The 24,543-nt window shown below is 51.5% G+C and carries 23 protein-coding genes; 15 read left to right on the top strand and 8 right to left on the bottom strand.

From position 1 onward, the window contains the following. Window positions 1-313: 313 nt before the first annotated feature. Together ABJU74_RS06600 and ABJU74_RS06595 are read left to right on the top strand one after the other, a co-directional pair. Window positions 314-1,189 (top strand): OmpA family protein, encoded by an 876-nt coding sequence (locus tag ABJU74_RS06600; RefSeq protein ID WP_348383837.1) that lies wholly within the window; start codon window positions 314-316, stop codon window positions 1,187-1,189. A 125-nt stretch (window positions 1,190-1,314) separates the two neighbouring features. Then, a complete protein-coding gene (locus ABJU74_RS06595; RefSeq protein WP_348383838.1) occupies window positions 1,315-2,097 on the top strand; it encodes an IclR family transcriptional regulator C-terminal domain-containing protein in 783 nt (260 codons plus the stop codon). 28 nt (window positions 2,098-2,125) lie between these two features. On the opposite strand, the gene ABJU74_RS06590 is transcribed toward ABJU74_RS06595, so the two are convergent. The 4 genes from ABJU74_RS06590 to ABJU74_RS06575 are packed head-to-tail and all read right to left on the bottom strand — an operon-like array spanning window position 2,126 to window position 7,408. Next, on the bottom strand, window positions 2,126-3,541 hold the full coding sequence (locus tag ABJU74_RS06590) for an FAD-dependent oxidoreductase (RefSeq protein WP_348383839.1): 1,416 nt from the start codon (window positions 3,539-3,541) through the stop codon (window positions 2,126-2,128). Window positions 3,542-3,553: 12 nt separating this feature from the next. Continuing rightward, a complete protein-coding gene (locus tag ABJU74_RS06585; RefSeq protein ID WP_348383840.1) occupies window positions 3,554-4,645 on the bottom strand; it encodes an NAD(P)-dependent alcohol dehydrogenase in 1,092 nt (363 codons plus the stop codon). Beyond that, window positions 4,638-5,510, bottom strand: coding sequence for an isocitrate lyase/PEP mutase family protein (locus ABJU74_RS06580; protein WP_348383841.1), 873 nt, complete (start codon window positions 5,508-5,510; stop codon window positions 4,638-4,640). Before ABJU74_RS06580 ends, ABJU74_RS06585 begins: the two co-directional genes overlap by 8 nt. Continuing rightward, entirely contained in the window at window positions 5,507-7,408 is a 1,902-nt protein-coding gene (locus ABJU74_RS06575) for an AMP-binding protein (RefSeq protein ID WP_348383842.1), read from the bottom strand. The genes ABJU74_RS06580 and ABJU74_RS06575 overlap by 4 nt, the downstream gene beginning before the upstream one ends. Window positions 7,409-7,544: 136 nt before the next feature. Here ABJU74_RS06575 and ABJU74_RS06570 point away from each other — a divergent pair, with 136 nt between their 5' ends. Both ABJU74_RS06570 and ABJU74_RS06565 read left to right on the top strand, forming a co-directional pair. Then, entirely contained in the window at window positions 7,545-7,880 is a 336-nt protein-coding gene (locus tag ABJU74_RS06570) for a hypothetical protein (protein WP_348383843.1), read from the top strand. A 16-nt stretch (window positions 7,881-7,896) separates the two neighbouring features. Then, window positions 7,897-8,988: a methyltransferase domain-containing protein gene (locus tag ABJU74_RS06565; protein ID WP_348383844.1), complete on the top strand. Its 1,092-nt coding sequence runs from the start codon at window positions 7,897-7,899 to the stop codon at window positions 8,986-8,988. Window positions 8,989-8,994: 6 nt separating this feature from the next. On the opposite strand, the gene ABJU74_RS06560 is transcribed toward ABJU74_RS06565, so the two are convergent. Next, window positions 8,995-10,164, bottom strand: coding sequence for an FAD-dependent monooxygenase (locus ABJU74_RS06560; RefSeq protein WP_348383845.1), 1,170 nt, complete (start codon window positions 10,162-10,164; stop codon window positions 8,995-8,997). Next, window positions 10,161-11,741: an FAD-binding oxidoreductase gene (locus tag ABJU74_RS06555; protein WP_348383846.1), complete on the bottom strand. Its 1,581-nt coding sequence runs from the start codon at window positions 11,739-11,741 to the stop codon at window positions 10,161-10,163. The genes ABJU74_RS06560 and ABJU74_RS06555 overlap by 4 nt, the downstream gene beginning before the upstream one ends. 125 nt (window positions 11,742-11,866) lie before the next feature. Between ABJU74_RS06555 and ABJU74_RS06550 the strand changes: the two genes are divergently transcribed. The 11 genes from ABJU74_RS06550 (at window position 11,867) to ABJU74_RS06500 (ending at window position 23,132) form a co-directional block, all read left to right on the top strand. Beyond that, window positions 11,867-13,249, top strand: coding sequence for an MFS transporter (locus ABJU74_RS06550; protein WP_348383847.1), 1,383 nt, complete (start codon window positions 11,867-11,869; stop codon window positions 13,247-13,249). Further along, a complete protein-coding gene (locus ABJU74_RS06545) occupies window positions 13,236-14,711 on the top strand; it encodes an aldehyde dehydrogenase family protein (RefSeq protein ID WP_348383848.1) in 1,476 nt (491 codons plus the stop codon). The genes ABJU74_RS06550 and ABJU74_RS06545 overlap by 14 nt, the downstream gene beginning before the upstream one ends. After that, window positions 14,708-15,511, top strand: coding sequence for an alpha/beta fold hydrolase (locus tag ABJU74_RS06540; RefSeq protein WP_348383849.1), 804 nt, complete (start codon window positions 14,708-14,710; stop codon window positions 15,509-15,511). Before ABJU74_RS06545 ends, ABJU74_RS06540 begins: the two co-directional genes overlap by 4 nt. A 10-nt stretch (window positions 15,512-15,521) precedes the next feature. Continuing rightward, the gene (locus ABJU74_RS06535) at window positions 15,522-16,019 is read left to right on the top strand and encodes a cupin domain-containing protein (protein ID WP_348383850.1); all 498 of its coding nucleotides are present in this window, start codon (window positions 15,522-15,524) and stop codon (window positions 16,017-16,019) included. A gap of 3 nt (window positions 16,020-16,022) precedes the next feature. After that, on the top strand, window positions 16,023-17,006 hold the full coding sequence (locus tag ABJU74_RS06530) for an ornithine cyclodeaminase family protein (RefSeq protein ID WP_348383851.1): 984 nt from the start codon (window positions 16,023-16,025) through the stop codon (window positions 17,004-17,006). Beyond that, window positions 17,003-18,259 carry a serine hydrolase gene (locus ABJU74_RS06525; RefSeq protein WP_348383852.1) on the top strand — a complete coding sequence of 419 codons (1,257 nt, stop codon included), beginning with the start codon at window positions 17,003-17,005 and terminating at the stop codon, window positions 18,257-18,259. Before ABJU74_RS06530 ends, ABJU74_RS06525 begins: the two co-directional genes overlap by 4 nt. Continuing rightward, complete coding sequence (locus ABJU74_RS06520) at window positions 18,256-19,659, top strand: MFS transporter (RefSeq protein WP_348383853.1); 1,404 nt, start codon at window positions 18,256-18,258, stop codon at window positions 19,657-19,659. Before ABJU74_RS06525 ends, ABJU74_RS06520 begins: the two co-directional genes overlap by 4 nt. Window positions 19,660-19,661: 2 nt before the next feature. Next, a complete protein-coding gene (locus tag ABJU74_RS06515) occupies window positions 19,662-20,699 on the top strand; it encodes a class I SAM-dependent methyltransferase (protein ID WP_348383854.1) in 1,038 nt (345 codons plus the stop codon). Then, on the top strand, window positions 20,696-20,986 hold the full coding sequence (locus tag ABJU74_RS06510; protein ID WP_348383855.1) for a hypothetical protein: 291 nt from the start codon (window positions 20,696-20,698) through the stop codon (window positions 20,984-20,986). The genes ABJU74_RS06515 and ABJU74_RS06510 overlap by 4 nt, the downstream gene beginning before the upstream one ends. 104 nt (window positions 20,987-21,090) lie before the next feature. Continuing rightward, complete coding sequence (locus ABJU74_RS06505; RefSeq protein WP_348383856.1) at window positions 21,091-21,927, top strand: hypothetical protein; 837 nt, start codon at window positions 21,091-21,093, stop codon at window positions 21,925-21,927. Further along, window positions 21,924-23,132: a serine hydrolase gene (locus ABJU74_RS06500; RefSeq protein ID WP_348383857.1), complete on the top strand. Its 1,209-nt coding sequence runs from the start codon at window positions 21,924-21,926 to the stop codon at window positions 23,130-23,132. The genes ABJU74_RS06505 and ABJU74_RS06500 overlap by 4 nt, the downstream gene beginning before the upstream one ends. Here ABJU74_RS06500 and ABJU74_RS06495 read toward each other — a convergent pair. After that, window positions 23,129-23,815 (bottom strand): glutathione S-transferase N-terminal domain-containing protein, encoded by a 687-nt coding sequence (locus ABJU74_RS06495; protein WP_348383858.1) that lies wholly within the window; start codon window positions 23,813-23,815, stop codon window positions 23,129-23,131. The genes ABJU74_RS06500 and ABJU74_RS06495 overlap by 4 nt on opposite strands. After that, window positions 23,812-24,543: a glutathione S-transferase family protein gene (locus ABJU74_RS06490; protein WP_348383859.1), complete on the bottom strand. Its 732-nt coding sequence runs from the start codon at window positions 24,541-24,543 to the stop codon at window positions 23,812-23,814. The genes ABJU74_RS06495 and ABJU74_RS06490 overlap by 4 nt, the downstream gene beginning before the upstream one ends.

The raw sequence follows: 24,543 nt of genomic DNA, 5'->3' as shown, positions 1-24,543 counted from the left end.
TGGAAGGGGAGGCGCCCTTTTGCGGGATAACAAAATGATCCACGCTTTCCCCTTCGGAATGTGATTCTCGGCTCGACAATGAGGTAAGTTTCACGACCTCTACACATCTGTTCGCCGCATGATATGCTCGGATTACCTGCAAAATGAAAGGTATCGGGGATAACGTTCATCTGCCAGCAAGGATCGTTTCAACACGTAAGGAAGCCATGCCGTACATCTTGTATTGCGAGGTGACAGGGGGGTCTGTCACCGGACAGATTTTATATGCCACGAACACACGGGTTCGGCTCACTTTATTTGAAGGAGAAGAGCAATGAGACATATTTCCAGAAGTTCAGGGATCGCCATGGGGATGGCTATGCTGGCTATCGCAATGCCTAATACGATAGCGGCACAGGAATTGCCAGAAGCCGAAGCCGATATCACGGTCAATGGCTTGCCACCCGCAGACCTGTCAGGCTTGACCGAGGGTCCTGACATTGAGGGCTTTATTTCGGCACGCGAGGCGAACCGGATGCGTGTAACTAGCCCTGATGGTAACAGTACAGCCATCACTCTAGCGGATGCGACGCAAATTCGTGCGAGCAAAGGCCTGTTCGGTATAAATCGAAGCAAGCTTGCCACGGATGCGTTGCTCAATGGTCTGCCAGTGACGGTAAAGACCGTGCAATGGGGTGAAGGACTGGTCGCGAGCAAGATTAATTTGCGCAACAAGGATCTCAAAACAGCCAGTATGATCCGCAATGGCACAGCGCAAGGTTTTGCAGAACAAACAGCAGCAACCGAGGCGCTGCGGGGCCGCATGGGCGATATCGATAAATATAATATCAAAGGCACAACCAATGTTTATTTCGATACCGGAAAATGGCGCTTAACTTCGCAAGCCGAGGGCGAATTATGTGCGGCAGCAGCGCAGGCTGAATCAATGGACAATGCTTTGCTCCTGGTGGTCGGCTATACGGATTCTGTAGGTAGTCAGGACTATAACCAAGTACTCAGCGAACGGCGAGCAGGCCGGGTTGTGAATTTCTTACAGCAAGCCTGTGGTTGGAAGCCGTATCGGATGTTGACGCCGACCGGTATGGCTGAAGCCGATCCGCTGGCCAATAATGAGACCAGAGAAGGCAAGGCACAAAACCGCCGCGTTGCTGTGAATGTGCTGGTCAGCAAAAGCGTCGAAGGTCTGTAAATATTTTTGGGGGCGGGCTCGTCTCGCCCCTTTTCTTTTTCTGCACCGGCCATGCAAAATAAACTGTTGCGACCACTGAAGAAATGCGCTTATCTATCCGCCTGTCGGATAGAGGAGGTTCGTATATGGAGCGCGGTGTACCTATCAGAGCGATAACCAGAGGCATTGCGGTGCTGTCAGCGGTTAATCGAGACGGCCCCATTACGATGATGAATATCTCACGGGCGGCCGATGTGCCTTATCCTACGGCCTGTCGCATTGTGCAGACATTGTTGCACGAAGGCTTGATCGAGCGCGAACCGGCCCGCAAGCGATACCGTGTAACGTCCTTGGTTCAAACCCTAGCAACTGGCTTTCAGGAAGAGGATCAACTGGTTGCCGCCGCGCGCCCATTGCTGGAAGATTTGTGTAAGGATGTCAGCTGGCCCGTATCGTTGGCCACGCGTGTCGGAACCCGCATGATGGTTCGCGATTCTACCCATAAAATGACATCGCTCACATTTACGAACTATTATCCCGGCTATACTTTGCCGATTGCCGAATGCGCGACCGGCAAGGCCTATTTGGCGCATTGTTCAGAAGATGAACGGCAGATGGTCAGCGAAGCCTGGGAGGCCACCGACAATGAGACCTCGCGTACTGGATTGCTCATCCTGTCCGATGATGTTGTGCTCAATCAAATTCGCAGTGATGGTTATGCTATTCAAAACCGCAATTTCTACAATGAGGAGCCGGGGAAAACCTCTACGTTGGCAGTGCCGGTTTTGAATGACGAAAGAGAGCCGATTGGCGCTTTGGGTCTGATTTATTTTGTTTCAGCCTTTAAGGCAGACGAAGCGATTGCGCAGTTTTTAAAACCGCTCCAAAATACTGCATCGCTCATCTCAGGCCAATTTGATCCCAATTAAACCGGTTGCCGGCCGCCCAAGCTTTTCCTCAATCGGAGGGAATGAGTGTGTCACGCGCGGCATGTTCGCCAGCAATCCGTCCCAATGTAGTGGCAGTCAATAGCCCGTTTCCGGCAATATAGCCATCTGCACCAGGTCCTGAAATGCCGCGGGCGGCACCACCTCCTGCATAGAGATTGGGGAATAAAGACCCATCAGATCTGCGAACTTTTGCGTTGCGATCCACTTCAAGCCCACCCTGCGTATGGAACAAGGCGCCGGTTACCCGAACCGCATAAAAAGGCGCCTGTAATTTTTCTTTCCCTGCAAAGCTGCGACCAAATTCATCGGTTTCTTCGCTGTCCACGAGCTTATGCGTTTGCGAAATGCTAGCATTGAGTCCTCCAGCCGCTATCCCGGTCAATGCAGCCAACCCATCGAGATTATCGGCTTTGATCAGACAGCCTGCAGACTTGGCTTGTTGATAGTCGTCAAATTGTTCCATGATTTGATGACGTGACTCATCATAGATACTCCATGCGATATGACCGTCTTGTTCTAGAACTTTGACGGCTTGTTCCGAATAGCCAGCGGCTTCATTGGAAAAGCGGTTGCCAGCTTTGTTCACTTGAATCCCACCTTCGGCAATAAGCGGCCACAATATCGGTATACCAAAGCCTGCGGCTAGGCCGGCATGGCCTTGATAGGCACTCAGATCTGCCATCGCTGCTCCCAATTGCTCCCCCCATTTTATCGCATGGCCTTTATTGCCTGGATGGCCATGAAAGGTTGCATGTTTCAATTCGGGGATAAGGTCAGCAACCATTTCTTGATTGCCGGCAAAGCCGCAACATGCGAGGATGACCGCACCGCAGCCAATCACGTCTTGCCCGCCATCCGGACGAGTGGCTGCCACCGCGATGACATTGTCCGCCTTGTCGAGATAAAGCGTATCGACCGTAGCATCGGACAATATATCAACGCCCGCCGTCTCGCAGGCTGAGGCTAACGCGCCCATTAATTCTCCGCCCGATCGACTAGGCATGCCGTGCATCCGTAATGCGCTGTGGCCTGGATAGGTAAAACCTTCAACGAGGCTAAGACCTATGGCATGATCGGCCATGAGCCAATCAATCGTGCGCGCCGATTCAGCGGCAAGATGCGCAACCAATTCCTGATCAACCTTGCCTTTCGTTTTGGCAATTATATCATTGGCGAACAGTTCGGGATCGTCGTCTATATTTTTTGCCTTTTGCGCCTGACTTCCCGCCGCTGGAATCAGTCCGGTGGACATGGAAGTGGTGCCCAGCGGTTGCCGGTCTCGTTCAATAACAAGAACATCTTTTCCGGCGTCTCGTGCAGCCAGTGCAGCGCAAAGTCCAGTTCCACCGCCGCCGATAATCACGATTGAAATATCCATGATTGTTTCGATATTGTCTGTCCTGATAATTTGAATATCGCTCATTTCAGGCTTCTTTCAAAAGGTTAAAACGGGTTTTATGGCGGCACCGCTGCGCTGGGCATCAAAGGCGTTCGCTATGTCTTCAAATGGAAAAGTGGTGATCAACTCATCATAGGGTAACCGCCCCTGCTGATGCTGTTCGATCAGCCAGGGAATAAATTGATCGGGTACGCTATCTCCTTCAATTATCCCGGTCATCGTTGTGGTCATAAAGGGCAATCCGCCAGGATGCGGAACACTATCTTCAAAGGCACCGGGAATGGTCAATATTCCCAAATTTCCTCCAGGATGCAAACATGCCATAGCAGTCTCAAAAGTCTGCTGTGATCCAGCCGTGTCCAGCGCATAGGACACCCCGCCATTTGTGGCAGCGATAATCTTGGCGGCAAATTCGATATCCGCGCTATCAACTATCATATCCGCGCCATATTGCGTGGCCAAAGCGGTGCGATGAGAATGGATATCGCTGGCAATAATGGGCGCGCAGCCTATAATTTTTGCAGCCATGATGGCCGACAGTCCAACCGCACCACAGCCGATGACCAGCAAAGGCCGTCCGGCTGTTGCGGAGAAATTGTTGATAATCGCGCCTGCCCCTGTCTGGATTCCACAACCCAGCGGCGCTGCCGTTACAAAATCGAGAGTTTCAGGAATGGCGATAGCGTTGCGTTCTGTGACCAGCGCGTGGGATGCAAATGTGCTTTGTTGAAAAAAAGCGCCGCCAATGATTTCACCATCGGGACGGGATAAGGCCGGTCGGGCGCGCTGACCTTCAATGTTGAGATTGATATTATCAAAACAATAAGCGGGATGCGCATCCTTACAATTGCGGCATTGACCGCAAAACCCAAATGTAGCCGCTACGCGATCGCCCACTTGAAATTTTTCTATTGCGCTACCGGTTTGCAAGACGATGCCGGCCCCCTCATGTCCGAAAACACGGGGACTGTCTGACCATTCGGATATGCCGAGATCAGTATGGCAAATGGCCGCAGCCTTCACCGTTATGATCATTTCATCTGGCAAGGGATCGTCGAGAAGCAACGTTTCAATAACGGGCGCGGCGCCATGCCCGGCGCAAACCGCCGCACGAATAGATTTAGGCATTGGGATATTTGTCCTGCAATTGGCCGACATCATCGATGCCCAGCATCTCGGACATTTCGGCAAAATCAAACATCGCATCATGCGTGCTGTTAGGATTACCCTCTTTAAGCTGTGCATAAAAATTCTGAACTGCCGCAGCAGCAGATAGGGGCGCGCCCGCTGGATAGATTACCAGCCGAGCGCCGAGCGCTGCATAATCATTTGGCGATAATATGGGAGTGAAACCGCCATGGGCAGCATTGACCATCAACGGCTTGCTCAGGGCATTGGCGGCCTGTTCAATTTCTTTCTCATCTTCCGGGGCTTCCAAAAATAAAATATCAGCGCCCGCATCAGCATATTTCTTAAGTCGGTCAATGGCGCGGTCGAGGCCTTCGGTCCGCCGGGCATCAGACCGCGCAATGATGAGCATGTCCTTGCCGCGGTCGACAGTTTCTCTGGCTTCCAACGCTGCATGGATTCGAGTGACCATTTGATCATCCGCAACGGATACAGCTCTGCCGACATGGCCGCATATTTTTGGGAAACCTTGGTCTTCCAGCTGCATCGCAGCAACACCTGCTCGGGCATAGCCCTTTACCGCGTGGACCAAATTGGCGATGCTGCCAAAGCCGGTATCAGCATCAGCAATGAGCGGGGCCGTGCTTGTTTCGGCAAACCGGCCAAATTGTGTAATGAAATCACGATAGCCAGCAATGCCAACATCTGGCAATCCCAGCGCAGAGGCAGTGCCCCAATAACCGGAAGCATAATGGGCATCAAATTCCTGACGATTGGCTAGCAGCAAGCTCATCATATCGTAAATGCCGGGCGCCGCAATGATGCGACCGGTTGACAGTTTTTCACGCAATAGGGTTCCGGTCATGGTTGGGCCTCTCGGTGATTGAAGAGGGCAAAATATTCGTCCAGCACCGATAGGTCCTCAATCGTTGCGGGTATTTTGGGCGTTTCCCCATCGGCAATCTGACGAATGTTACGGCGCAAGATTTTGCCGGACCGTGTTTTCGGCAGTTTTGTGACAATATGGACTATTTTAAAAGCTGCCACCGGTCCGATAGCCGTGCGCACTTCGCCAATGAGTTGGTCGGATAAAGAGGGTGTATTGGGGTCGATGCCAGCCTTGACGACAACAAAGCTGGCCGGAACGCTTCCCTTGAGGTCGTCATTTATGCCCACAACGGCGCATTCGGCAACGGCGGGATTGGCCGCCAATATTTCTTCAATTGCTGACGATGAGAGCCGATGCCCAGCGACGTTAATAACATCATCGGTCCGGGTCATAACAAAAACAAACCCATCTTCGTCGATATAACCGGCATCTCCGGATAAATAATAGCCGGGATATCGGTCCAGATAAGCGGTCTTATAGCGGTCTGAGGCGTTCCATAGCGTTGGAGCGGCGCCGGGTGGCAAGGGCAATTTGGCAACAATAGCTCCATTATCCCCAGCAGGGACGGGCAAACCATCTTCATCAAGGCAGTGAATTTGCCACCCTGGCATCGCGAGGCTGGTCGATCCCGCTTTGATCGGAAGCTGTTCCACTCCCATAGGGTTTGCGCAAATTGCCCATCCTGTTTCGGTTTGCCACCAATGGTCGACAACCGGTTTGCCAAGCAGATCTCCGATCCAAGTCAATGTGCTTGGGTCTGTGCGCTCGCCAGCGAGATAGATGGCCTGCAAAGCAGACAAATCATGGTGAAGGGCCAATTCCCCGTGTGGATCCACTTGCTTGATCGCACGGATCGCCGTGGGTGCTGTAAAAAAACTGCGGACCCTATGTTTGGCGATGAGCTGCCAGAAAATTCCGGCATCCGGTGTCCCCACCGGCTTGCCCTCAAAAACCACCGTGGCATTGCGGTTTAGCAAGGGACCATAAACAATATAACTATGGCCTACGACCCAGCCGACATCACTGGCCGCCCAATAGGTTTCGCCTGGCGGACAGCGGTAGATATTCTCCATGGTCCAAGCCAAAGCGGTCAAATAGCCGCCGGTGTCTCGCACTATTCCTTTCGGCTGACCTGTGGTGCCAGAGGTGTATAATATGTAGAGCGGATCCGTGGCAGCGACGGGTTGGCACGCCGCCGATGGAGCCTGCGCCAATTCGGTTTCCCAATCCAAAGCTTGAGGACCCAATTGCGCTTCACATTGGCTTCTTTGCCAGTAAATAGTTCGAGCCATTTTATGGTCTGCTATGGCGAAGGCTTCGTCCAAAATAGGCTGATAGGGTAAGATTTTTGATCCTTCTATGCCGCAGGAAGCCGCAAGAACGAGCGACGGCGTTGCATCATCTATCCGCGTCGCCAATTCTTTCGCCGCAAAGCCGCCAAAAACAACCGAATGGACCGCACCGATGCGAGCGCATGCTAACATTGCGACAACGGCTTCCGGCGAGTTGGGCATATAGATCAACACCCGGTCGCCTTTGGATACACCATGTTTTTGCATAGCGCCGCCCAATTTGGACGTCTGATCTTGCAATTGGGAATAGGTTAAAGTGCGTTCGGTTTGCGTCACTGGGCTTTCAAAATAGAGAGCTATTTGATCGCCAAAGCCGTCTTCAACATGGCGGTCCACACAGTTATAACAGGCGTTTAACTCTCCTCCGACAAACCACCGCGCTATCGGACCGCCGTCTTCGCTGAGGACATGATCCCATTGTTTTGACCAATGGAGTGTTTTGGCCACGTCACCCCAGAAAAGCTCAGGCTGCGATGCCGCAAAATCATGCAATTCGGTATAATTTTCAAACGGGTTTGACATGTTCCTCTCTTTGCGGAATTCTTTGCAGAAGATAAACCCTGCCTGACCGCTATCCGTTGCGTGGATAATATGACTGGCAGAACTGTGCTTCCAGCAACAGTCTGGCACAGTCCAAATAACTAATGGTCGAGGTTGAATGATGAACGACGAGTCGAAAAAAATCGAGGTGCCCACCGAACTTGGTGATGAAATTGGTGGCAATGGCCGTGTCTATTTTGAAAATGTGGTGATTGATAATGTACTTGATGCTTTGCTGGAACTGACCGCGACGGTTTGGACGCACCATGATCGGGTCATTGTCCTGGAGAAAATTCTCGCCGACAAAGGGATTTCGGTCAGTGAAGAAATAGAAAAACATATGCCGGAAGCTGAAGAAATCGCGGCGCGGGCCGCGCAGCGCGATGAGCTGGTTGAGCGTGTTTTTGGCGGCTTCTTGAGGCGCCCCACCCATGATTTGTCAGATAAAGTGTAACGGAAAGGAAGCGACTATGGATCGAGGAAATATAGGTGTTTTGCCCCGCCCGACAAAATTGGCGGATGAAAGCTATCTCGAATTTGTGACGAGCTTTCGCAAATTTGCCATTCAAAAAGGGTTTCCGGTGATGGCGGCCAATGGTGAAGCTGCTCTCGGCAAATCGATCGAAAAAGGCGAAACGCCGACGCCTGAAGAAGGTGAACAATTGCCTCTCAGCGATATCAAGAAAGTTTTCGCCCAAGTGCCGTTCACGCCAACCTGGCAGCGTTTTGTGCGCTCGCAGCAAGAAATGATGTGGCGGGGCACGCGCAAAAGTTTCGTCCGCGGCGCCGATAAATTGATGCAGGACATGGCAGATGCGGAAATATCACATCCTGACAATATCCACTACGACTCCAATTTCGAGCCACCAAAATATACCCGCTGCGAAATTCATTGCCAGCCTGGTGGCTATACGGATGACCCTCTGGGCGGGATTGTCTTCCATTATGGCACCAAGATTTTCTACGAAGGGTTTAACGATCAGGATGAACTCCACATTGAACTCGCCGAAAAAGCGACCAAACCGGAAGACGGGAAAATAGAGCAAATTTTGGATGTTGGCTGTTCTATCGGTCAATGCACAACGCATTTGAAAACGCTGTATCCACAAGCTGAGATTTGGGGATTGGACGTGGGATTGCCGTTAATCCGCTATGGGCATATGCGCGCGGTGCAACATGGTAAGGATGTTCATTTCAAGCAAGCTTTGGCCGAAGATAGCGGTTTTGCGGACGGTCAATTTGATATGATTTTGGCCTATATTCTCTTTCACGAAGTGCCGGTCGCGAAAATGAAGGAAATTCTTGCTGAGATGTTCCGAGTTCTTCGGCCCGGCGGCAAATTTTCGATTTTTGAATTTCCCAATAATGACGACGGACAGGTTCCTCCCGGCTATCGGTTCATGATCGACAATGATAGCCGCGACAATTGCGAACCTTATTCACCGGCTTTTGTGGCTAGCGACTTTAAGGGCATTTTGGAGCAAACCGGCTTTATTGTTGAGGATGGGCCTAAGTCCAGCAATGAATTTTTGCAGTCTTTAATCGCTACCAAACCAGCCTGATCAGCTTTATATCGCGAGCGCGACTGTCACTGGATCATAGGCGAATATGCCCAATGCATCTTCGTTTTTTATCGGTGTGTCGCGAAAAGCATCAGGATTAATGGCTTGGAGGCGCTCGCCGCCAAGATTGGATTCGGATTGCAACAAGGACGCGCGTTCTCTTCGCGTATCCGCATAGATTTTAAGCGCGGTGTCAATCGTGTCCGCAGCGGCGAAGGCGCGGCCTAAAATGACGCCATCTTCTATCGCGCTCGAGGCGCCTTGACCCATATAGGGCAGCATGGGATGCGCGGCATCGCCTAACAGCGCGGTCCTACCATTGACCCATTTGTCGAGTGGTTTGCGAATGAACAGGCCCCAGCGATAAAGTTGATCCGCGGGCAAGGCATCAATCAGTTGGCCCACATAGTCAGCCCACCCCTGATAATGCTGAGCAAGCTCCTCTTTGGATGCTTTTGCATTCCAACTTTCTTCCGCCCATTGGTCGGCTTTGGTCAATGCGACAATATTGACCAAAGCTTCTCCCCGGACGGGGTAGGAAACAATGTTGCGGCCTTTGCCGAGATGATTGATATTCCACCTTTCAACCGATAGCGGACCCAATTTTTCTGCCGGCACCAGAGCTCGCCAGGCGACATGACCGCTAAATTCCGGCGGACTATTGTCGAATAGCTGGTCACGAACGATAGACCGCAATCCGTCTGCGGCGATAACCACCGCGGTCTGCACCGTGGTTCCATCTTCAAAATTTAACCGAGCGCCTGTATCCGCGCTTTCGATTGAGGTTAGGCTTTTGTCCATCGTGCAATTTGCGAGACCAAATTTGTCGATCAGCATATTGAGCAAATCAGCGCGGTGGAGCTGATAATAAGCGGCATGATAGGTGTCACGACAATTGCGGCGATCAATCGCTTGCAGCAATTCCCCGGTTTCCCCGTGATAGAGCCGCTGTTCCAAAGGCTCATTGGCATGCGCGGTCAGATAGTCGCCAAATCCCAGCGCTTCCAATCCCAAAGTCGCGTTGGGTGACATGGATATGCCCGCTCCCACCTCATCAAATTTCGATGCGCGTTCGTATATATGAGGGGAAAAACCAGCTTTCTGCAAAGCAATCCCAGCCACCAGCCCGCCAATGCCACCGCCGATAATGGCTATGGGTGTTTCTGTGTCGATCATAGCCCCAAGGCTCCTGGATTGATGATATTATCTGGGTCGAGTGCGTTTTTCAGATTGCGCAGCAAAGAAGCAGCCCCGTTTGAGCGGTTTTCAACATAAGGATATGTCCGCCCGATTTGAAAATGCGAGCCGCCATGTTTTTGGGTCAATTTGTGAAAGGCGCTGACAAATTGTTCAACAATATTGCGGGCCGCTAAATTTTCAGGATATTCCGGCATTTGCCCTTCAAGATAGTCGGGCATATTTCTATCGTGATAGGACAGCATATTGTCGGGCCAGTAAAAGACAGGTTCATACAACAAGCCAATGCCTGCAACGCCAGCAAAAAATTCTGCAACAGTTACCGATGCAGTTTCCATTTTGTCACGAAATTCGGCTTTGAGTTTGAGATAATCACTGTGGAATTCAGACAATGCCGATTGCGGAAAGAGACCATGAATGGGCAGCATTCGGCGACCATCGGGATGGGTGACCGGCAAAACCGGAAACGGATCAGCGCGAGTCATTAATGGGACGGTGTTGACAATTTCCGATCCCGATTTGGCCAATTGACGAATGGCACTAATGCGACTTTTCAAGTCCGCTTTATCGCGCCCTTCAACAACAAAATGGGCAGTGTATTTCGCTTTGTCCAAAAAGCGACGGCCTGCCAGAGCAATTCTGGTCATCCGGTTGAGCGCGGCCAATGGATTACCGGCCGCTTTGCCGATGCGCCACATCGCTTTAACATCAGCAAGCAAATTGGCGGGTCCAGCATTTTGCCGCGCGACATCACCATCCATGGCGATGAGTTCGCTGGCCAATCTTTGGCTGGTCAAAGCACAAAATAGCGCAGCCATTGCATCAAAATCATCATAGGCAAAAGATAGGCCGGTAACATGGGCAGGACGTGGTTCAATTTCCAAAGTTACTGCTGTCTTAATCCCCAGCGCGCCCGCATCATTGGCAAAGATGCCGGTCAGATCGGGTCCGAAATTGCGATTATTGGGATGGCCGCCTAGGCTGCCATCGGATCCTGTATGGATAATCTCTCCCGTTCCGCTAACAATCTCAAAGCTTTTCACTGCGTTGGCTGAAGCTCCGGTTGTGCCGGAGCCAAAAGTCACTGTGCCAACACTCATGGATCCACCGATTGTCGCTATCCGCCCAGACATCGGCCCCCAAAACCGCGCGCGCATATCCTTTTTGGCCAATGCCTGATCAAGGGCCAACCAGGTACATCCCGATCCCACTGTGACATGTCCATCTGCCATGGAAATTTCATGAATATGATTGAGATTGGCGAGGTCCAGCATGACGGATTTCTGACAATTGGGTTGGAAAGCCCGGCTATAGGACATTCCTCCTCCTCGAGGGAAAATGGATAGCTTTACTTTGCGGCAATATGTGACCAGCTCCGCGAGTTCTTGAGCGGTGGCCGGAGCGACAATGGCCAGCGGGACATTCCCTTCGTAAAACAAATCTTGCGAGAAAAAGCGCAGGTCGGAAGAATCGATGCACACCGCCGAACTGCCGCAAATCTCGGTCAGATTTTCGATCAGTTCAAGATCATCTCGCGTGTGCTGTGCTGTCCCCATAACCATCGCCCTCTACTGCCCAGTCATGCCAGCAAAGACGAGTTTAGCAAAGCCGTTATCCGGCTGACGGTTAAACATACGGGTTGACTGTGCCTGAATTTGATTGGAGCATAGAGACTAAACCTATGAATGCATCGGCTCCCGGGACTAGCGATTCAGCAAATGAGGCCTATTCAGACAAACGCTCTGAAGCCATATCGCCGCTGCGCGCCTGGTCGGTCGTGGCGGCGCTCTCTTTCGCATCAATTGTCAGCTATGTTGATCGCCAGATCATCAATTTGCTGGTCGACCCGATCAAGCTGGATCTTGGTCTGACCGACTTGCAGATCAGCCTATTGCAAGGCTTTTCTTTCGCGCTGCTTTATGCCGGATTGGCTATTCCTCTGGCTTGGATTGCTGATCGTCACAACCGCAAATGGGTGATTTTAGGCGGTCTGATCTGCTGGTCGGCAGCTACTATGGGGAGCGGATTGGCGACCGGTTTTGCGATGCTGTTTTTTGCGCGCATGTTGGTCGGGGTTGGCGAAGCCACTTTGGCGCCAGCGGGTTTTTCTATGGTCAGCGATTATTTCAGCAAGGAAAAATTGCCCGCAGCGATCAGCGTGTTTACGGGATCGGGGTTTATCGGGTCCGGACTGGCATTGGTCATCGGTGGTTTTTTATATGAAAAGCTAAGCGCCAGCGGCCCCACCAAATTACCATTTGGAACTTTTGAGCCATGGCAAATGACTTTTTTTGCTGTCACGCTGCTGAGTATCCCGGTTTTTATCTGCTTGCTGATGATCCGCGAACCGGCGCGCAAAGACGATAATATTGTGCTCGCTGCCGATGACGCGCCGCCAGCGCTGGAAATTCTGACCTTCATCAGCCAGCATGCCAAAGTGTTCTTCCCACTCTTTTTCGGTTTTTCTTGTTTTGCTGGTGCGCAATTCGGAATTGGTGCTTGGGCCCCGAGCTATTTTATCCGCATCCATGAATGGTCGCAGTGGGAAGTCGGCCGCTATTTTGGCCCTGTAGTTATGTTTAGCGGTCTCACGGGCGTGGTGGTTGGCGGCTTTATTGCTGAACGCTGGTTGTCGAGGGGTATTAAAGACGCGACCCTTCGGTTGCCGATGATTGCAGTCTTTATGGCCTTGCCTTTTGCGATTGCATTTCCTCTTGTATCTTCACCCCTTCTAGCTTTGATTTTATTGGGCTTTGTGCTGTTTTTGGGCACGGTACCTTTTGGTGCTGGTGTAGCGACCTTTCCGCTTATCACACCTAATCGTATGCGCGCGCAGATCGTTGCGGTTTATCTGCTCATTGCCAATCTGGTGGGCTATTCCGCCGGGCCTATTTTGATCGCCTGGTTGACCGATGATCTGTTTGGTACGCCCGGTGCTATCAACCAATCCTTGGCGCTTGCGCCGCCAGCAGCCATGATTCTGGGCCTGTTGTTGATCTTCTTCGCACTGAAACCTTATCAAAAAATGTTACATAATATGGAGCTTCATAATGGCGCTAGTTGAACTATCTGCTGGAACAAAATCATTCCTGTCCAGATCGCATGGAATTCTTATTGGCAAAGACTGGGTCAATGCCGATGGCGGTGAACCGATTAATGTGGTCAACCCAGCGGATGGCCAAGCCATTTCGGCGATTGGCGAGTCTTCCAAAGCAAATGTTGATATGGCGGTGGCCGCGGCACGCGATGCGTTCGAAAATGGCCCTTGGTCGACGATGAAGCCGGGAGAGCGGTCTGGAATTATGCACAAGATTGCAGCCTTAATGGAAGAAAATGCGGAAGAAATTGCGCAACTTGAAACACTGGACAACGGGAAGCCGATCAAATTTGCCCGCGGTGAAGTTTTCGCATCGGCCAGCGCTATCCGCTATTATGCTGGTTGGGCTGACAAAATAAATGGCAGTACACATAATGTGAATATGCCCGGCGATTTTCATGTCTACACGTTGAAAGAACCGGTCGGTGTCGTAGCGCTTATTGTTCCCTGGAACTATCCATTGGTCATGGCGGCAATGAAATTGGGTCCGGCGCTCGCTGCGGGATGTACTTGTGTCCTGAAACCAGCGGAAGATACGTCTCTGACCGCCCTGCGGATGGGGGAAATCATGCTGGAGGCCGGGCTTCCTGAGGGCGTTGTGAATATTGTGACTGGATTGGGGCGGACCACTGGCGCGGCGCTCGCTTCTCATGACGGGGTGAATAAAATTGCCTTCACCGGATCAACGGTAACCGGCAAAGCGATTGCTCAAATTGCGGCGGCCGATCTGAAAAAAGTTAGCCTAGAACTGGGCGGAAAATCACCGAATATTATCATGGACGATGCAAATTTGGAGGCCGCAATTCCGGCTTCTGCTATGGGTATATTCTTTAACAGCGGCCAAACCTGTACAGCGCCGTCGCGCATGTATGTGCATGAGAAAATTGCGGATCAGGTTATCGAAGGCGTGGCTGCAGTTGGCCGTGGCATGACAATCGCGCCTGGACTGGATGAGGATAGTGATTTGGGGCCGCTCGTATCACAAAAGCAATTTGATCGTGTATCCGGCTATATTGAAGCCGGCCGCGAAGAGGGCGGAACGGTTATTGGCGGTGATCGTCATGGCGAGGATGGATATTTTCTCGAGCCGACGATTATCAAACAAACCAACAATGATATGAAAGTGGTAAAGGAAGAAATTTTTGGACCGGTTTTGGTTGTCCAAACCTTTGAAAATGCCGACGAAGCCATGCGGCTGGCCAATGACAGCCAATATGGTTTGGCGGCCGCAATCTGGACCGAAAATCTCGGCCAAGCGCATCAAATGGCAAAGCAGGTTAAATCAGGCATTGTCGGACTGAACTGCGCGATGGGTGCTGATTGGGACGTGCCGCTTGGCGGCTATAAACAATCCGGTATCGGCCGAGAAAATGGCCGCGACGGACTCGAACTTTATTTGCAAACCAAATCGGTATTCGCTGCAATATGATAGACAGCCAGGTCCAAAAAATAGATGTCGGCGATGCCGAAATCCATACCGAAATAACCGGTACAGGACCGGATTTGCTACTCGTCGCCGGGCTGGGCGGCCGCGGTGCTTTTTGGACCAATCAAGTGCAGGCCTTTGCCCGTGATTTTCGGGTGATTACCTTCGATCATCGCGGCTGCGGAGCAAGCACGCCGGATAAGGTCGTCTATGGGGCAGAGCATATGGCGAAGGATGTACTCGCCTTGATGGATGCAATGAATATTGCCCAAACGTCTTTGGTTGGCCACTCCACTGGCGGTGCTATTGGCCAGCATATTGCGCTTGATCATCCGGATCGTTTGAACAAGCTGGTTCTGTCGTGCAGTTGGGCCGGCCCAGACACTTATTTGACCGAATTATTCCGGACGCGGCGCGAAATATTAATTGGCTGCGGGCCGCTCGCTTATCTTACTATGGGCACCTATTTGGCTATGCCGAGTGCGGTGTTGCAGCCGCAAATGACGTCGGCCAGAAAATTCATGGAAGACCGTTTGGCAGCCTTTCCCGGTTTGGAAGTCGAACTGTCAAGGATCAATGCCGTTTACACCCATGATTTGCGGAGCCGTTTGCCGGATATTGCGGTACAGACTTTATGCATCGGATCGCGCGATGATCAAATAACGCCACCCGGTTTTACCGAAGAAATGGGCGCGCTAATACCAGGCGCGCAGACCCATTTGTTGGACTATGGCGGGCATTTTTGTCCGATCGCATCGACAGAAAAATATAATCAGCGCGTGCTGGCATTTTTGAACGAATAAGGAGGCTGAAATGGCAAACGACATTACCAAGGGAAAATCGGTTATTGTCGGCCCGGAAGGCGGAACATCCTGGTGGCAACCCATGCCTTCGCGCGGTTATGTGGATGTCAATCTGACGCCGGATAATATGGCCTATGATACGTTTTCCAGCGGGGTTCAAGTCATGCCGCCAGGAGGAATGGTGCGGGAACATGGCCATAAACAAAATCATGAATTGGTCTTTATCTATGAAGGCACGGGTGAGGTGGATATTGACGGCGAAGTGACCGGGCTTGTTCCCGGCACGACCGTGCTCTTCGCACGCAATTGCACCCACTGGATCAAAAATACCGGGAAGACCGACATGAAAATGTTCTGGGTATTCATGCCGCCCGGTTTGGAGGATTGGTTCTACGCCATCGGTAAGCAACGCAAACCCGGTGAGGCCATGCCGGAGCCGTTTGATCGACCTGACAATGTGCAAGACGTCATGGACAAGATGCGGTTCTTACCTCCGCGAGGAAGCTAGAAGATGCGGATTATTACCCAGTCAGATGTCGAACGGCTGTTGCCGATTGATCAATGCGTGGGCGTGATGCGGCAAGCCATGATGGCCACATCGCAGCGCAATGTAACCTTGCCTATCCGGCAGTTCATGCCGGTTCCGGAAGGGACTGGAAAATTGGCGATCATGCCCGGTACGCTCGGAGATCCAGCTTGTTTTGGGATAAAGTTGGTTTGTAAATATGATCGCCCCCATGACGACCCTTTAGGCACGCATGTCGGGATGGTGATGCTCTTTGATAGCGTGCAAGGCATTCCGCTGGCGATGATTGAAGGCAGCAGTTTGACGGCTATCCGGACATCTGCCGCTAGTGCGCTCGCGACTGATTTGCTGGCCAATAATGATGCGAGCCGGCTCGCTATTCTGGGCAATGGTGAACAGGCGATGCGCCACCTATATGCAATGCAAGCGGTACGAGATATCGCCCAGGTGAAGGTCTGGGGCCGTGATATTGAGCGCACCCAAGATTTTGTCCAAACCGCTGCCAAGGCGACCGGTCTTTCGATAGAGTCGGCCACAAGCAGCGCTGCTGCCATCGCGGATGCAGATATTATCTGTACAACAACCGCAGCGAAGCAACCGATTATTTTCGGCAAAGATCTGCAACCCGGGCAACATATTAATCTTGTTGGATCGGCCATACCAACGACGGCAGAAATGGATGATGACGGCGTTGCGCGCGCGCGATTTTTTGTTGACTATCGCGAGGCAGCGATGGCCGCGGCAGGGGAATTGCTGGGTGCAATAGAGCGCAAAAATGTGACCGAAAATCATATTGTCGGCGAAATTGGAGCGGTTGCCGCAGGCCATTTAGAGGGCCGCCAGCAAAGCGATGAAATCACCATTTACAAGTCACTGGGCGTCGCGTCTCAAGACCTCGCCGCCGCCCATGGAGTTTGGCAACGCGCCTGCGCGCAAGATAGAGGACTGGAAGTGGATTTATTGGCATGATGAACCTGAAATCATATTTTGTCGCCATCAGTTTGATGACCGCTGGCTGCGCAACCATGGCCGAAAAACCTGCTGCCGGGCTTGATGAAGAGGCGCTTTATATGGAGCGTTATGCGGCGCAAACACGAGCAGCAACAATTGGCGGCGGCTTGCCTAGCTATGATCCGTTGGAACAGGTTCGCGGCGCTTCGAAACAAGAAGCTCTGCCCATTGCCGAGACACCACAAATTGCGTCCGAAGCTTTGGACAAAGCGGAAGCCTTTGCCGCAACACGCAATAGTTCGGCCTTTCTTGTTTGGGATCGCGGAGCGATTGCCCGGGAAGCCTATTTTGATGGTTATAGCGCGACCAAGCTGGTTAACGCTAAGTCTTTGGCCAAGCCATTAACCGCCATCATTGTCGGTCGAGCAATCCAGCAGGGCTATATTAAGTCGCTGGATCAACCGGTGGCGGATTTCATCACGGAATGGAAAAATGATGCGCAGCGCAGCCAAATTCTGGTGCGCCATTTGCTGGATATGCGCACCGGTTTATTGCCGCAAGGGCCAGCCAAAGGGCCGGAAGATGTGCTCAACAAAGCCTATCTTCATCCCCGGCATGATGAGATTATCATCAATGAATATCCTTTGGTGAACAGTCCGGGTAGCCGCTATGAATATGCAAATGCAAATTCAGAATTGGTCGCCCCGGTGATCGAGCGGGCGACCGGAAAACGCTACGGACAATATTTGACCGAAGCCTTGTTGGAGCCCTTGGGCGCTGCTGGAGGAACCATCTGGGTCAACCGTCCGGGGGGGACTGCCCATTCCGGATGCTGTATCCAATTACCAGCTCTAACCTATTTACGCTTTGGCATTTTGCTAGCGCAGGATGGGACCTGGAATGGTGCGCAATTGCTGCCGGAAGGCTATGTCAAAAGCATGACGACAGCGACACAGGAAAACCCCCATGCGGGCCTCGGCGTATGGATTGCCGGTGAATATATAAAGCGCCGTGGATCGCTTAATCCGTCGCTGAAATTTGGTCAGACTGTGCACAGCCAGCCTTATGCTGCGCAAGACCTGTTTCTCTTTGACGGGAATGGAAATCAGGTTGTCTATGTGATTCCTTCTCAGCAATTGGTCATTCTGCGGACAGGTGGTCGTCCACCGGCAGACAGTCCGTGGGATAATAGCTATCTTCCCAATTTGATCATAAATGCGATGGTGCGGTCAGCTAATGACCCGATGCCAGTGCCACAAAAGGGGCGATGATGGCGACAGCTGCGACAAAAATCACGAGCGATGCCACGGGGAGCAAGCTGCCTGTTTCCTTGAAGCTGGGTTGGGGAACGGGCGCCTTTGGCGTCGCATTGTTAATGAACGGTATTTCTGGGCTGATCTTGGTATTTACCGCCAGCATATTGCAAATTGACCCTTGGCTTGCGGGATTGGTGATTTTTCTCGCCAAAATGGTGGATGTTGTGACCGACCCCATTGTTGGAGTCTGGAGCGACAAGCATAATTCACCGCGCGGCCGGCGCCGGCCCTTTCTATTTTGGGGATCTTTGCTCAGCGCCATTAGTTTTGCGTTGATTTTCAGCACGCCCTCGCTGGGCAATCAATATGTGACGGCTGCCTATATGTTTGTCGCCCTTTGCATCTACGCCTTTGCCTATACGCTCTACAATATCCCTTATATGTCGATGCCGGCTGAGATGACCGACGATTATCATGAACGGTCATCTATTCACGCTTTTCGCATCGTATTTGTATCATTGGGCGGGTTAGCGGCCGGTGCCGGGATGAAAGTCGCATTGGAATATCTCGGCAAAACAGAGGCCCAAAGCTATATGATTGTCGGTATGGTCTGCGCTGTGGCAATATTAGTCAGCACGATGATAGCTTATCTCACAACAGCCAAAGCTCGCTTCACCGCGGCCGGTGAGGCCAGCAGCAAGAGCAACGCTGCTCAAATGGTGGATGAGTTTCAAGCCGTCAAAAGCAACAGAAACTTCTTACGATTAATTGCTGTGAAATTTGCACAGCTTTTGGGCGTGCAAACCATGGGAGCGGCATTTGCTTATTTCTTTGTCCAATCCTTGGGCCGCGACTTTAACATACTCGCAATTTTTGGTTTAACAGTGACAGTCTCGACAATTTTCTTCGCGCCGCTTTTGGTTCGACTGTCCAAACGGATCGGCAAGAAAGGCGCTTATTATGTCGCTGCCGGCGTCAATATTTTCTATGCACTCAGCTGGTCTCTCGCCGTGGAAGGGGAGCCGATCTGGTCGATCGTCCTGCGCGGTGCGTTCGTCGGCATTGCTTTTGGCGGCAATGTGATCATGGCCATGTCGATGCTTACTGACATTATCAACGAGGATGCACAGCGAACAGGTGTAAGGCGAGAAGGAGCCTTTACAGCCTTGTACAGTTTTGTTGAAAAACTAACGGGTGCGGTGGGCCCATTAATTGTCGGATTTGCCCTGTCATTTGCTGGGTTTAACAATAAATTGCCGTTTGATGTGCCGCAAGGCGGCAATGTCGACACGGCTCTGTTATTTGCCGTCTGCTGGCTGCCGGCGCTATTTGGTGTGATCGCCATATGGCTGTTATCGGGTTATAAGCTGACAGAAGAAGAGGTGACAGGCACGGCAAACAGTAAAGGAGCGTGAAAATGGAATTGCAGGATCCAAAATTGAAGCAGCGCGGCCGTGCGTCGGTGAATTTCTTAGCACAAATGGGTATGGCGGTAGCACCGGTTCGGGATGAACTGAACGCGGATATCGCACGGTTGGTTGATCAAGATAATTTGCCGGACGATCTCGACGCCCGCGATACCGCGATAACTTCGGCATTGGCGCAATCTACCGCATTTGCAACCCAGCGTTTAATGGGTGATTGGCATGGCCGGTCTCATGGTAAGGTTGCTATTGAAGCCTTTCAGGAAATTCAAACCGATTTGCAACCTATATTGGATGCGACAACGCACGGGCCGGCAACGCTCACGCTTGATCCGCAAATGGAAGCGCCTGCCTATTGGGAGGGCGTGCATTTTCATCGCACAACTGGCGGCTGGGAAGGCCATGAACATATGGGCTATGTCCACGGCGAGATAATTCATAAAAAAATGGTGGCGCGCTTTTTTCCAGGTGGTATTTTTGAGCAACGCCGAAAAATCGCCCAAATGGCGCCGCAAGACCATTATGATAAAATTTTGGATATGGGGTGTTCCAGTGGGCATTTTACAACGGCCTTGGCTGAAATCTATCCCGATGCGGAAATCACCGGCGTAGATCTTTCTGCGCGAATGCTGGAACATGCTTTGCGCACGGCCAATGCCAACGGATGGAATTGGAAGCTCTATCAACAGCCGGCTGAGAATACGCAATTTGCCGACGATAGTTTCGATTTGGTGGCATCCTATATCTTACTTCATGAAGTTCCATCTGATGCCATCCGGAACATATTTGCAGAAGCGTTTCGGGTCGCAAAACCAGGCGGTGATCTGATCATGTCCGACGTCACACGCTATGCCGATCTCGATAAGCTATCTGCGTGGAAAGCCGACCGTGGAGCAAAATATGGAGGCGAGCCGCATTGGCGGGAATCAGCAAGCCTTGATTTGGCAGAAATTGCTCGAGAGGCGGGCTTTGTCGATACCTCTGCTGAAGGGATTTACCCGCATATTGTGAGAGGACGAAAGCCAATATGAGCGGCCCCGATTTTAAAGATCCGAAAAGCTTCAATTTCCCGGATGGCTCGCTGCTATTACCTGAGCAGACCGATAATCTGGGGCGTGCATTAATCAGTTTGCTTCGGGAAGTTTGTGTGTTGACGGACCGGCAACTGATATTGGAACAAGCATTGGCGGATCAAGGCATAGATGTCTCGCACGCCGTGAACAATTATCAGCCCGATGAAGCCCTGCAAAAGCGTCTTGATGACAAGACTGGCGCCATTATCGACTCTGTCATTGGCGATCTTACCGGGCAGGGGTGAGACACTGCGGACGCCTTTTCGGCCAGCTTGTCGTTCTGATCATATCCTTGCACTTGGCCAGCTGCACGCCCAAGTTAGGCAGCAACGTAGCGCCGCTTGCAGACATGAGTGTTCAGGGCTTGGAGCAGGTTCTCGAAACGCCCAGCGGGCATCGTTTTCAAACAGTGGTTTTTGCACCAGATCAAAAGGGCCAATTTCCCTTGATCCTGTTCTCTACCGGAAATTTCTCAAGCCCTGATCGGTATCGTGAAATGTTGCGCCCGCTTGCGGCGGCAGGTTATATCGTCGTTGCTCCGATTCATTTGGATGCTGAGATATTGGCGCTTCGGCCCAAACCCAAAGCCGCCCGTGTCTGGCGAACCCGCAATGAAGAAGTGGCTTTTTTGGCTACAGAACCAGAAGTTTTGCGCGCCAGATTGCGAGGATTGGGATTGGAAATCGACTCATCCAAAAAGGCGTTAATGGGGCATAGCTATGGTGCGCTCATCGCCCAATTGGGTGCGGGGGCGATTGCACGGGATCCAGATGGCCAACAGCCCAACCGGTTGATTGCAGATGCGGATATTTTGGTGGCCTGGTCACCGCCGGGACCAATTGCGAAAACCATTGATAAAAAGGGCTGGTCAACCATTTCTGTTCCCAGTCTTACGATCACCGGAACCGCAGATATTTTACCCGGTTTCATTGATAATTGGGAACTCCACAAAGCCAGTTATGCAGCGACTCCCATGGGAGCGCGGTGGCTTTGGGTGGGGGATGATGTTGACCATTATTTTGGCGGCAAATTTGGACGAATCAAACCGGTGTCTTCGGTCATTGACAAGCGGTTTGATCATGCGTTGCAGACAACCATCTCCTTTCTCAACTTTCATTTGAAACCTCATCTTCCCCATTCCCATCCACTGGCGCAATCGGGTGTCTCAATCAGTAAGGATAAATGAATATGATGTTATTGTGCAGAGCCTTAGCAATGACTGCGGTCGTGATGATATTGTCTGCTTGTTCATCGGTTTCCAGCAAACCGGTCCCGCTGCGCAATATCGCCGAACAGGCTAAACTCCTACAAGGTGCAACCGTTCTCGATGTCGACAGATTCGAACCGGTGGAAACCATAGGACAAAAATGCACGGTGCGGCCGATAGCGCGCAATGATTCAGCGGTGACCGATCGTTTGAACGCGGCACTGGAACAAGCAAAAAGCTATTCAGATGCACAAAAAGGCATTGGATTGATGGTGGTTTGGAATGGATCCGTCATTCACGAAACTTACGAACAAGGGACAGATGCGCAGACTCAGACCGACAGCTATTCGATGAATAAATCGCTTTTGGGCCTAGCTTATATGGCGGCACTAGAAGATGGTATCATTCCGTCTCTCGATGTTCCAATCAGCCGCTATATTTCAGAATGGGATGGCGATCCCCGCGGTGATTTGACGCTGCGCCAAGTCTTGCACATGGAAAGCGGTCTCAAAGTCTACTCCTTTCAGGAACCGGGTTCAAAGGCGCTTGCTTTGATGTTGCAATCAGACATTAATGCCGTAGCCTTGTCCTATCCGGCGACGGAGCCAGCAGGAAAACAGTTTAAATACAATAATGTTAACAGCCAATTGGCAGGGTTGGCCCTGTCACGGGCGCTGCAGTCCAAGGCCAAAATATCTTATCCACGTTTTGTGGAGCAAAGAATTTGGTGCCCGATCGGTAACGGCAAAGCCGATTTCTGGCTCGACCGTAAAGATGGATCTATTCATCATTTTGCTGCCTTATTCTCATCATTGGAAAATTGGGCACGCCTGGGCGAATTGATACGCAATCAAGGTCATGTCGGCGAAGCGGCAGTTATTGGCTCGTCTTGGATTGCCAAAATGGCGGAACCCGCCGCGACCAACGCCGCTTATGGACTGCACATCTGGCGCGGCGCACAGTGGCAAAAACAACGTCGCTACAATCCGGAAAACCCGCTTACGGTGCTGCACAGCGAAAAATATCTAGCGGATGATATTATGTTCTTCGACGGATTTGGCGGGCAGCGTGTGTATATTATTCCATCAGCTGGATTGACTATTGCCCGCACGGGACAAGTGAATTTTCAATATGATGACAGTAAAATTGTCAATATTCTGTTGCGCGCATTACAGGATGATTAGGCCCGGTTGAAAAAAGCCTTTTTGGTTTCTTCGGTCGGATTGCCCACTTTCATATCTTCTGCCAACACGGCCATGCCGCGCTGGACAGCAGGACGTTTCTCACAATCGTGAAGCCAACGGGCAACATGGGGGAATGCGCCGATATCAATGCCGTGCAATTCCTGTTGTCGATTGTCCATCCAGGGATAAGTGGCCATGTCCGCAATAGTGAAATCACCGCCGGTAATCCAGTTTTTCCCAGCCAGTTCTCGATCGAGCAAGCCATAGAGTCTTTTGGTTTCACCTTGATAACGGTTGATTGCATATTCTATTTTTTCATCAGCATAGCCGCGGAAATGACCGCATTGACCGAACATTGGACCGACATTGGCGCATTGGAAAAACAGCCATTGGGTGACAATCGATTGCTGAACGGGATCAGCGGGCCAAAATTGGCCGGTCTTTCGGCACAGATATAAAAATATCGCGCCCGATTCAAAAACCGAATGAGGCTTTCCGTCAGGGCCATCATGATCGACAATTGCCGGCACACGATTATTGGGGCTGATCGCGAGAAAAGCCGCTTCATGTTGTTCGCCTTTCAAAATATTGATCGGTTTGACCCGGTATTCGAGGCCAAATTCTTCCAATGCAATCGCAATTTTATGGCCATTGGGTGTGGGCCAATAATAGAAGTCAATCATGTCTTATTTTCCTTTTGCAAGGCCAGCACATCACGGACCGCCTGTTGGCATCGTTGAGCGCTGCTATCACCGCTAAAATCGACATTGTAAAAAGCGGTTACCGAAGGGCGCTGGATCGCCTCATCATACCAATCAGACAAAGCGGGACGGCCATCACGCCAACGAAAATCCGGATGGATCGGATCTTTTGCTTCATAGAATTCTGCTCGAAAACCAAGATAGCTGATCGCGTGAAGCAAGGCCGCATGACCGATATCAAATCCCTGCCAGCCGGGGGCTTGAGACTCCAGTTTGTCCAGCGACCGTATATATTTTGGCCATAACGATTCAAAAACCCGGATATTCCATTGCTCTGGTTCTTGCCATTGTTCGGCGACCATCTGCACGGTGGTCTCGAAGATTGTGTCGCCAAGCGCCAGGCGGGTAATCGCGTCCCATCGTTGCGGCCCCGGCGCCGGATATAATTTCCGCGCCGTGCTATGGGCATCAAGATATTCGCATATCGCCTGACTGCCAAAAATAACTTGCCCACTGTCAGTCGCCAACGTGGGGACTTTATCCAGCGGATTGATAGCGGCGATGGAATAAGCATCACCTTGGTCTTCGCCATCAAGATTTTTGAACGGGAACGTGGCCACAAAATCAATTTCATCCCAATGACCGCATTCATGGGCGGTGACCAACACTTTGTGAACAAAGGTATGAAAGGGCGAATAAAAAAGCTTCAT

It is taken from the genome of Parasphingorhabdus sp. (assembly GCF_039982415.1).
Taxonomy (GTDB): Bacteria; Pseudomonadota; Alphaproteobacteria; order Sphingomonadales; family Sphingomonadaceae; genus Parasphingorhabdus.
Note: the sequence above shows the minus strand (reverse complement) of the source record. Positions and strands in the feature narration are given on the sequence as shown.

Bases quoted from the DNA above. Each gene is read 5' to 3' on its own strand.
- ABJU74_RS06575 (WP_348383842.1), bottom strand. From the start codon at position 7,408: ATGTCAAACCCGTTTGAAAATTATACCGAATTGCATGATTTTGCGGCA.
- ABJU74_RS06580 (WP_348383841.1), bottom strand. From the start codon at position 5,510: ATGACCGGAACCCTATTGCGTGAAAAACTGTCAACCGGTCGCATCATT.
- ABJU74_RS06555 (WP_348383846.1), bottom strand. From the start codon at position 11,741: ATGGGGACAGCACAGCACACGCGAGATGATCTTGAACTGATCGAAAAT.
- ABJU74_RS06540 (WP_348383849.1), top strand. From the start codon at position 14,708: ATGATAGACAGCCAGGTCCAAAAAATAGATGTCGGCGATGCCGAAATC.
- ABJU74_RS06490 (WP_348383859.1), bottom strand. From the start codon at position 24,543: ATGAAGCTTTTTTATTCGCCCTTTCATACCTTTGTTCACAAAGTGTTG.
- ABJU74_RS06515 (WP_348383854.1), top strand. From the start codon at position 19,662: ATGGAATTGCAGGATCCAAAATTGAAGCAGCGCGGCCGTGCGTCGGTG.
- ABJU74_RS06585 (WP_348383840.1), bottom strand. From the start codon at position 4,645: ATGCCTAAATCTATTCGTGCGGCGGTTTGCGCCGGGCATGGCGCCGCG.
- ABJU74_RS06510 (WP_348383855.1), top strand. From the start codon at position 20,696: ATGAGCGGCCCCGATTTTAAAGATCCGAAAAGCTTCAATTTCCCGGAT.
- ABJU74_RS06545 (WP_348383848.1), top strand. From the start codon at position 13,236: ATGGCGCTAGTTGAACTATCTGCTGGAACAAAATCATTCCTGTCCAGA.
- ABJU74_RS06600 (WP_348383837.1), top strand. From the start codon at position 314: ATGAGACATATTTCCAGAAGTTCAGGGATCGCCATGGGGATGGCTATG.
- ABJU74_RS06595 (WP_348383838.1), top strand. From the start codon at position 1,315: ATGGAGCGCGGTGTACCTATCAGAGCGATAACCAGAGGCATTGCGGTG.
- ABJU74_RS06530 (WP_348383851.1), top strand. From the start codon at position 16,023: ATGCGGATTATTACCCAGTCAGATGTCGAACGGCTGTTGCCGATTGAT.
- ABJU74_RS06565 (WP_348383844.1), top strand. From the start codon at position 7,897: ATGGATCGAGGAAATATAGGTGTTTTGCCCCGCCCGACAAAATTGGCG.
- ABJU74_RS06520 (WP_348383853.1), top strand. From the start codon at position 18,256: ATGATGGCGACAGCTGCGACAAAAATCACGAGCGATGCCACGGGGAGC.
- ABJU74_RS06500 (WP_348383857.1), top strand. From the start codon at position 21,924: ATGAATATGATGTTATTGTGCAGAGCCTTAGCAATGACTGCGGTCGTG.
- ABJU74_RS06570 (WP_348383843.1), top strand. From the start codon at position 7,545: ATGATGAACGACGAGTCGAAAAAAATCGAGGTGCCCACCGAACTTGGT.
- ABJU74_RS06525 (WP_348383852.1), top strand. From the start codon at position 17,003: ATGATGAACCTGAAATCATATTTTGTCGCCATCAGTTTGATGACCGCT.
- ABJU74_RS06495 (WP_348383858.1), bottom strand. From the start codon at position 23,815: ATGATTGACTTCTATTATTGGCCCACACCCAATGGCCATAAAATTGCG.
- ABJU74_RS06535 (WP_348383850.1), top strand. From the start codon at position 15,522: ATGGCAAACGACATTACCAAGGGAAAATCGGTTATTGTCGGCCCGGAA.
- ABJU74_RS06505 (WP_348383856.1), top strand. From the start codon at position 21,091: ATGAGTGTTCAGGGCTTGGAGCAGGTTCTCGAAACGCCCAGCGGGCAT.
- ABJU74_RS06550 (WP_348383847.1), top strand. From the start codon at position 11,867: ATGAATGCATCGGCTCCCGGGACTAGCGATTCAGCAAATGAGGCCTAT.
- ABJU74_RS06560 (WP_348383845.1), bottom strand. From the start codon at position 10,164: ATGATCGACACAGAAACACCCATAGCCATTATCGGCGGTGGCATTGGC.
- ABJU74_RS06590 (WP_348383839.1), bottom strand. From the start codon at position 3,541: ATGAGCGATATTCAAATTATCAGGACAGACAATATCGAAACAATCATG.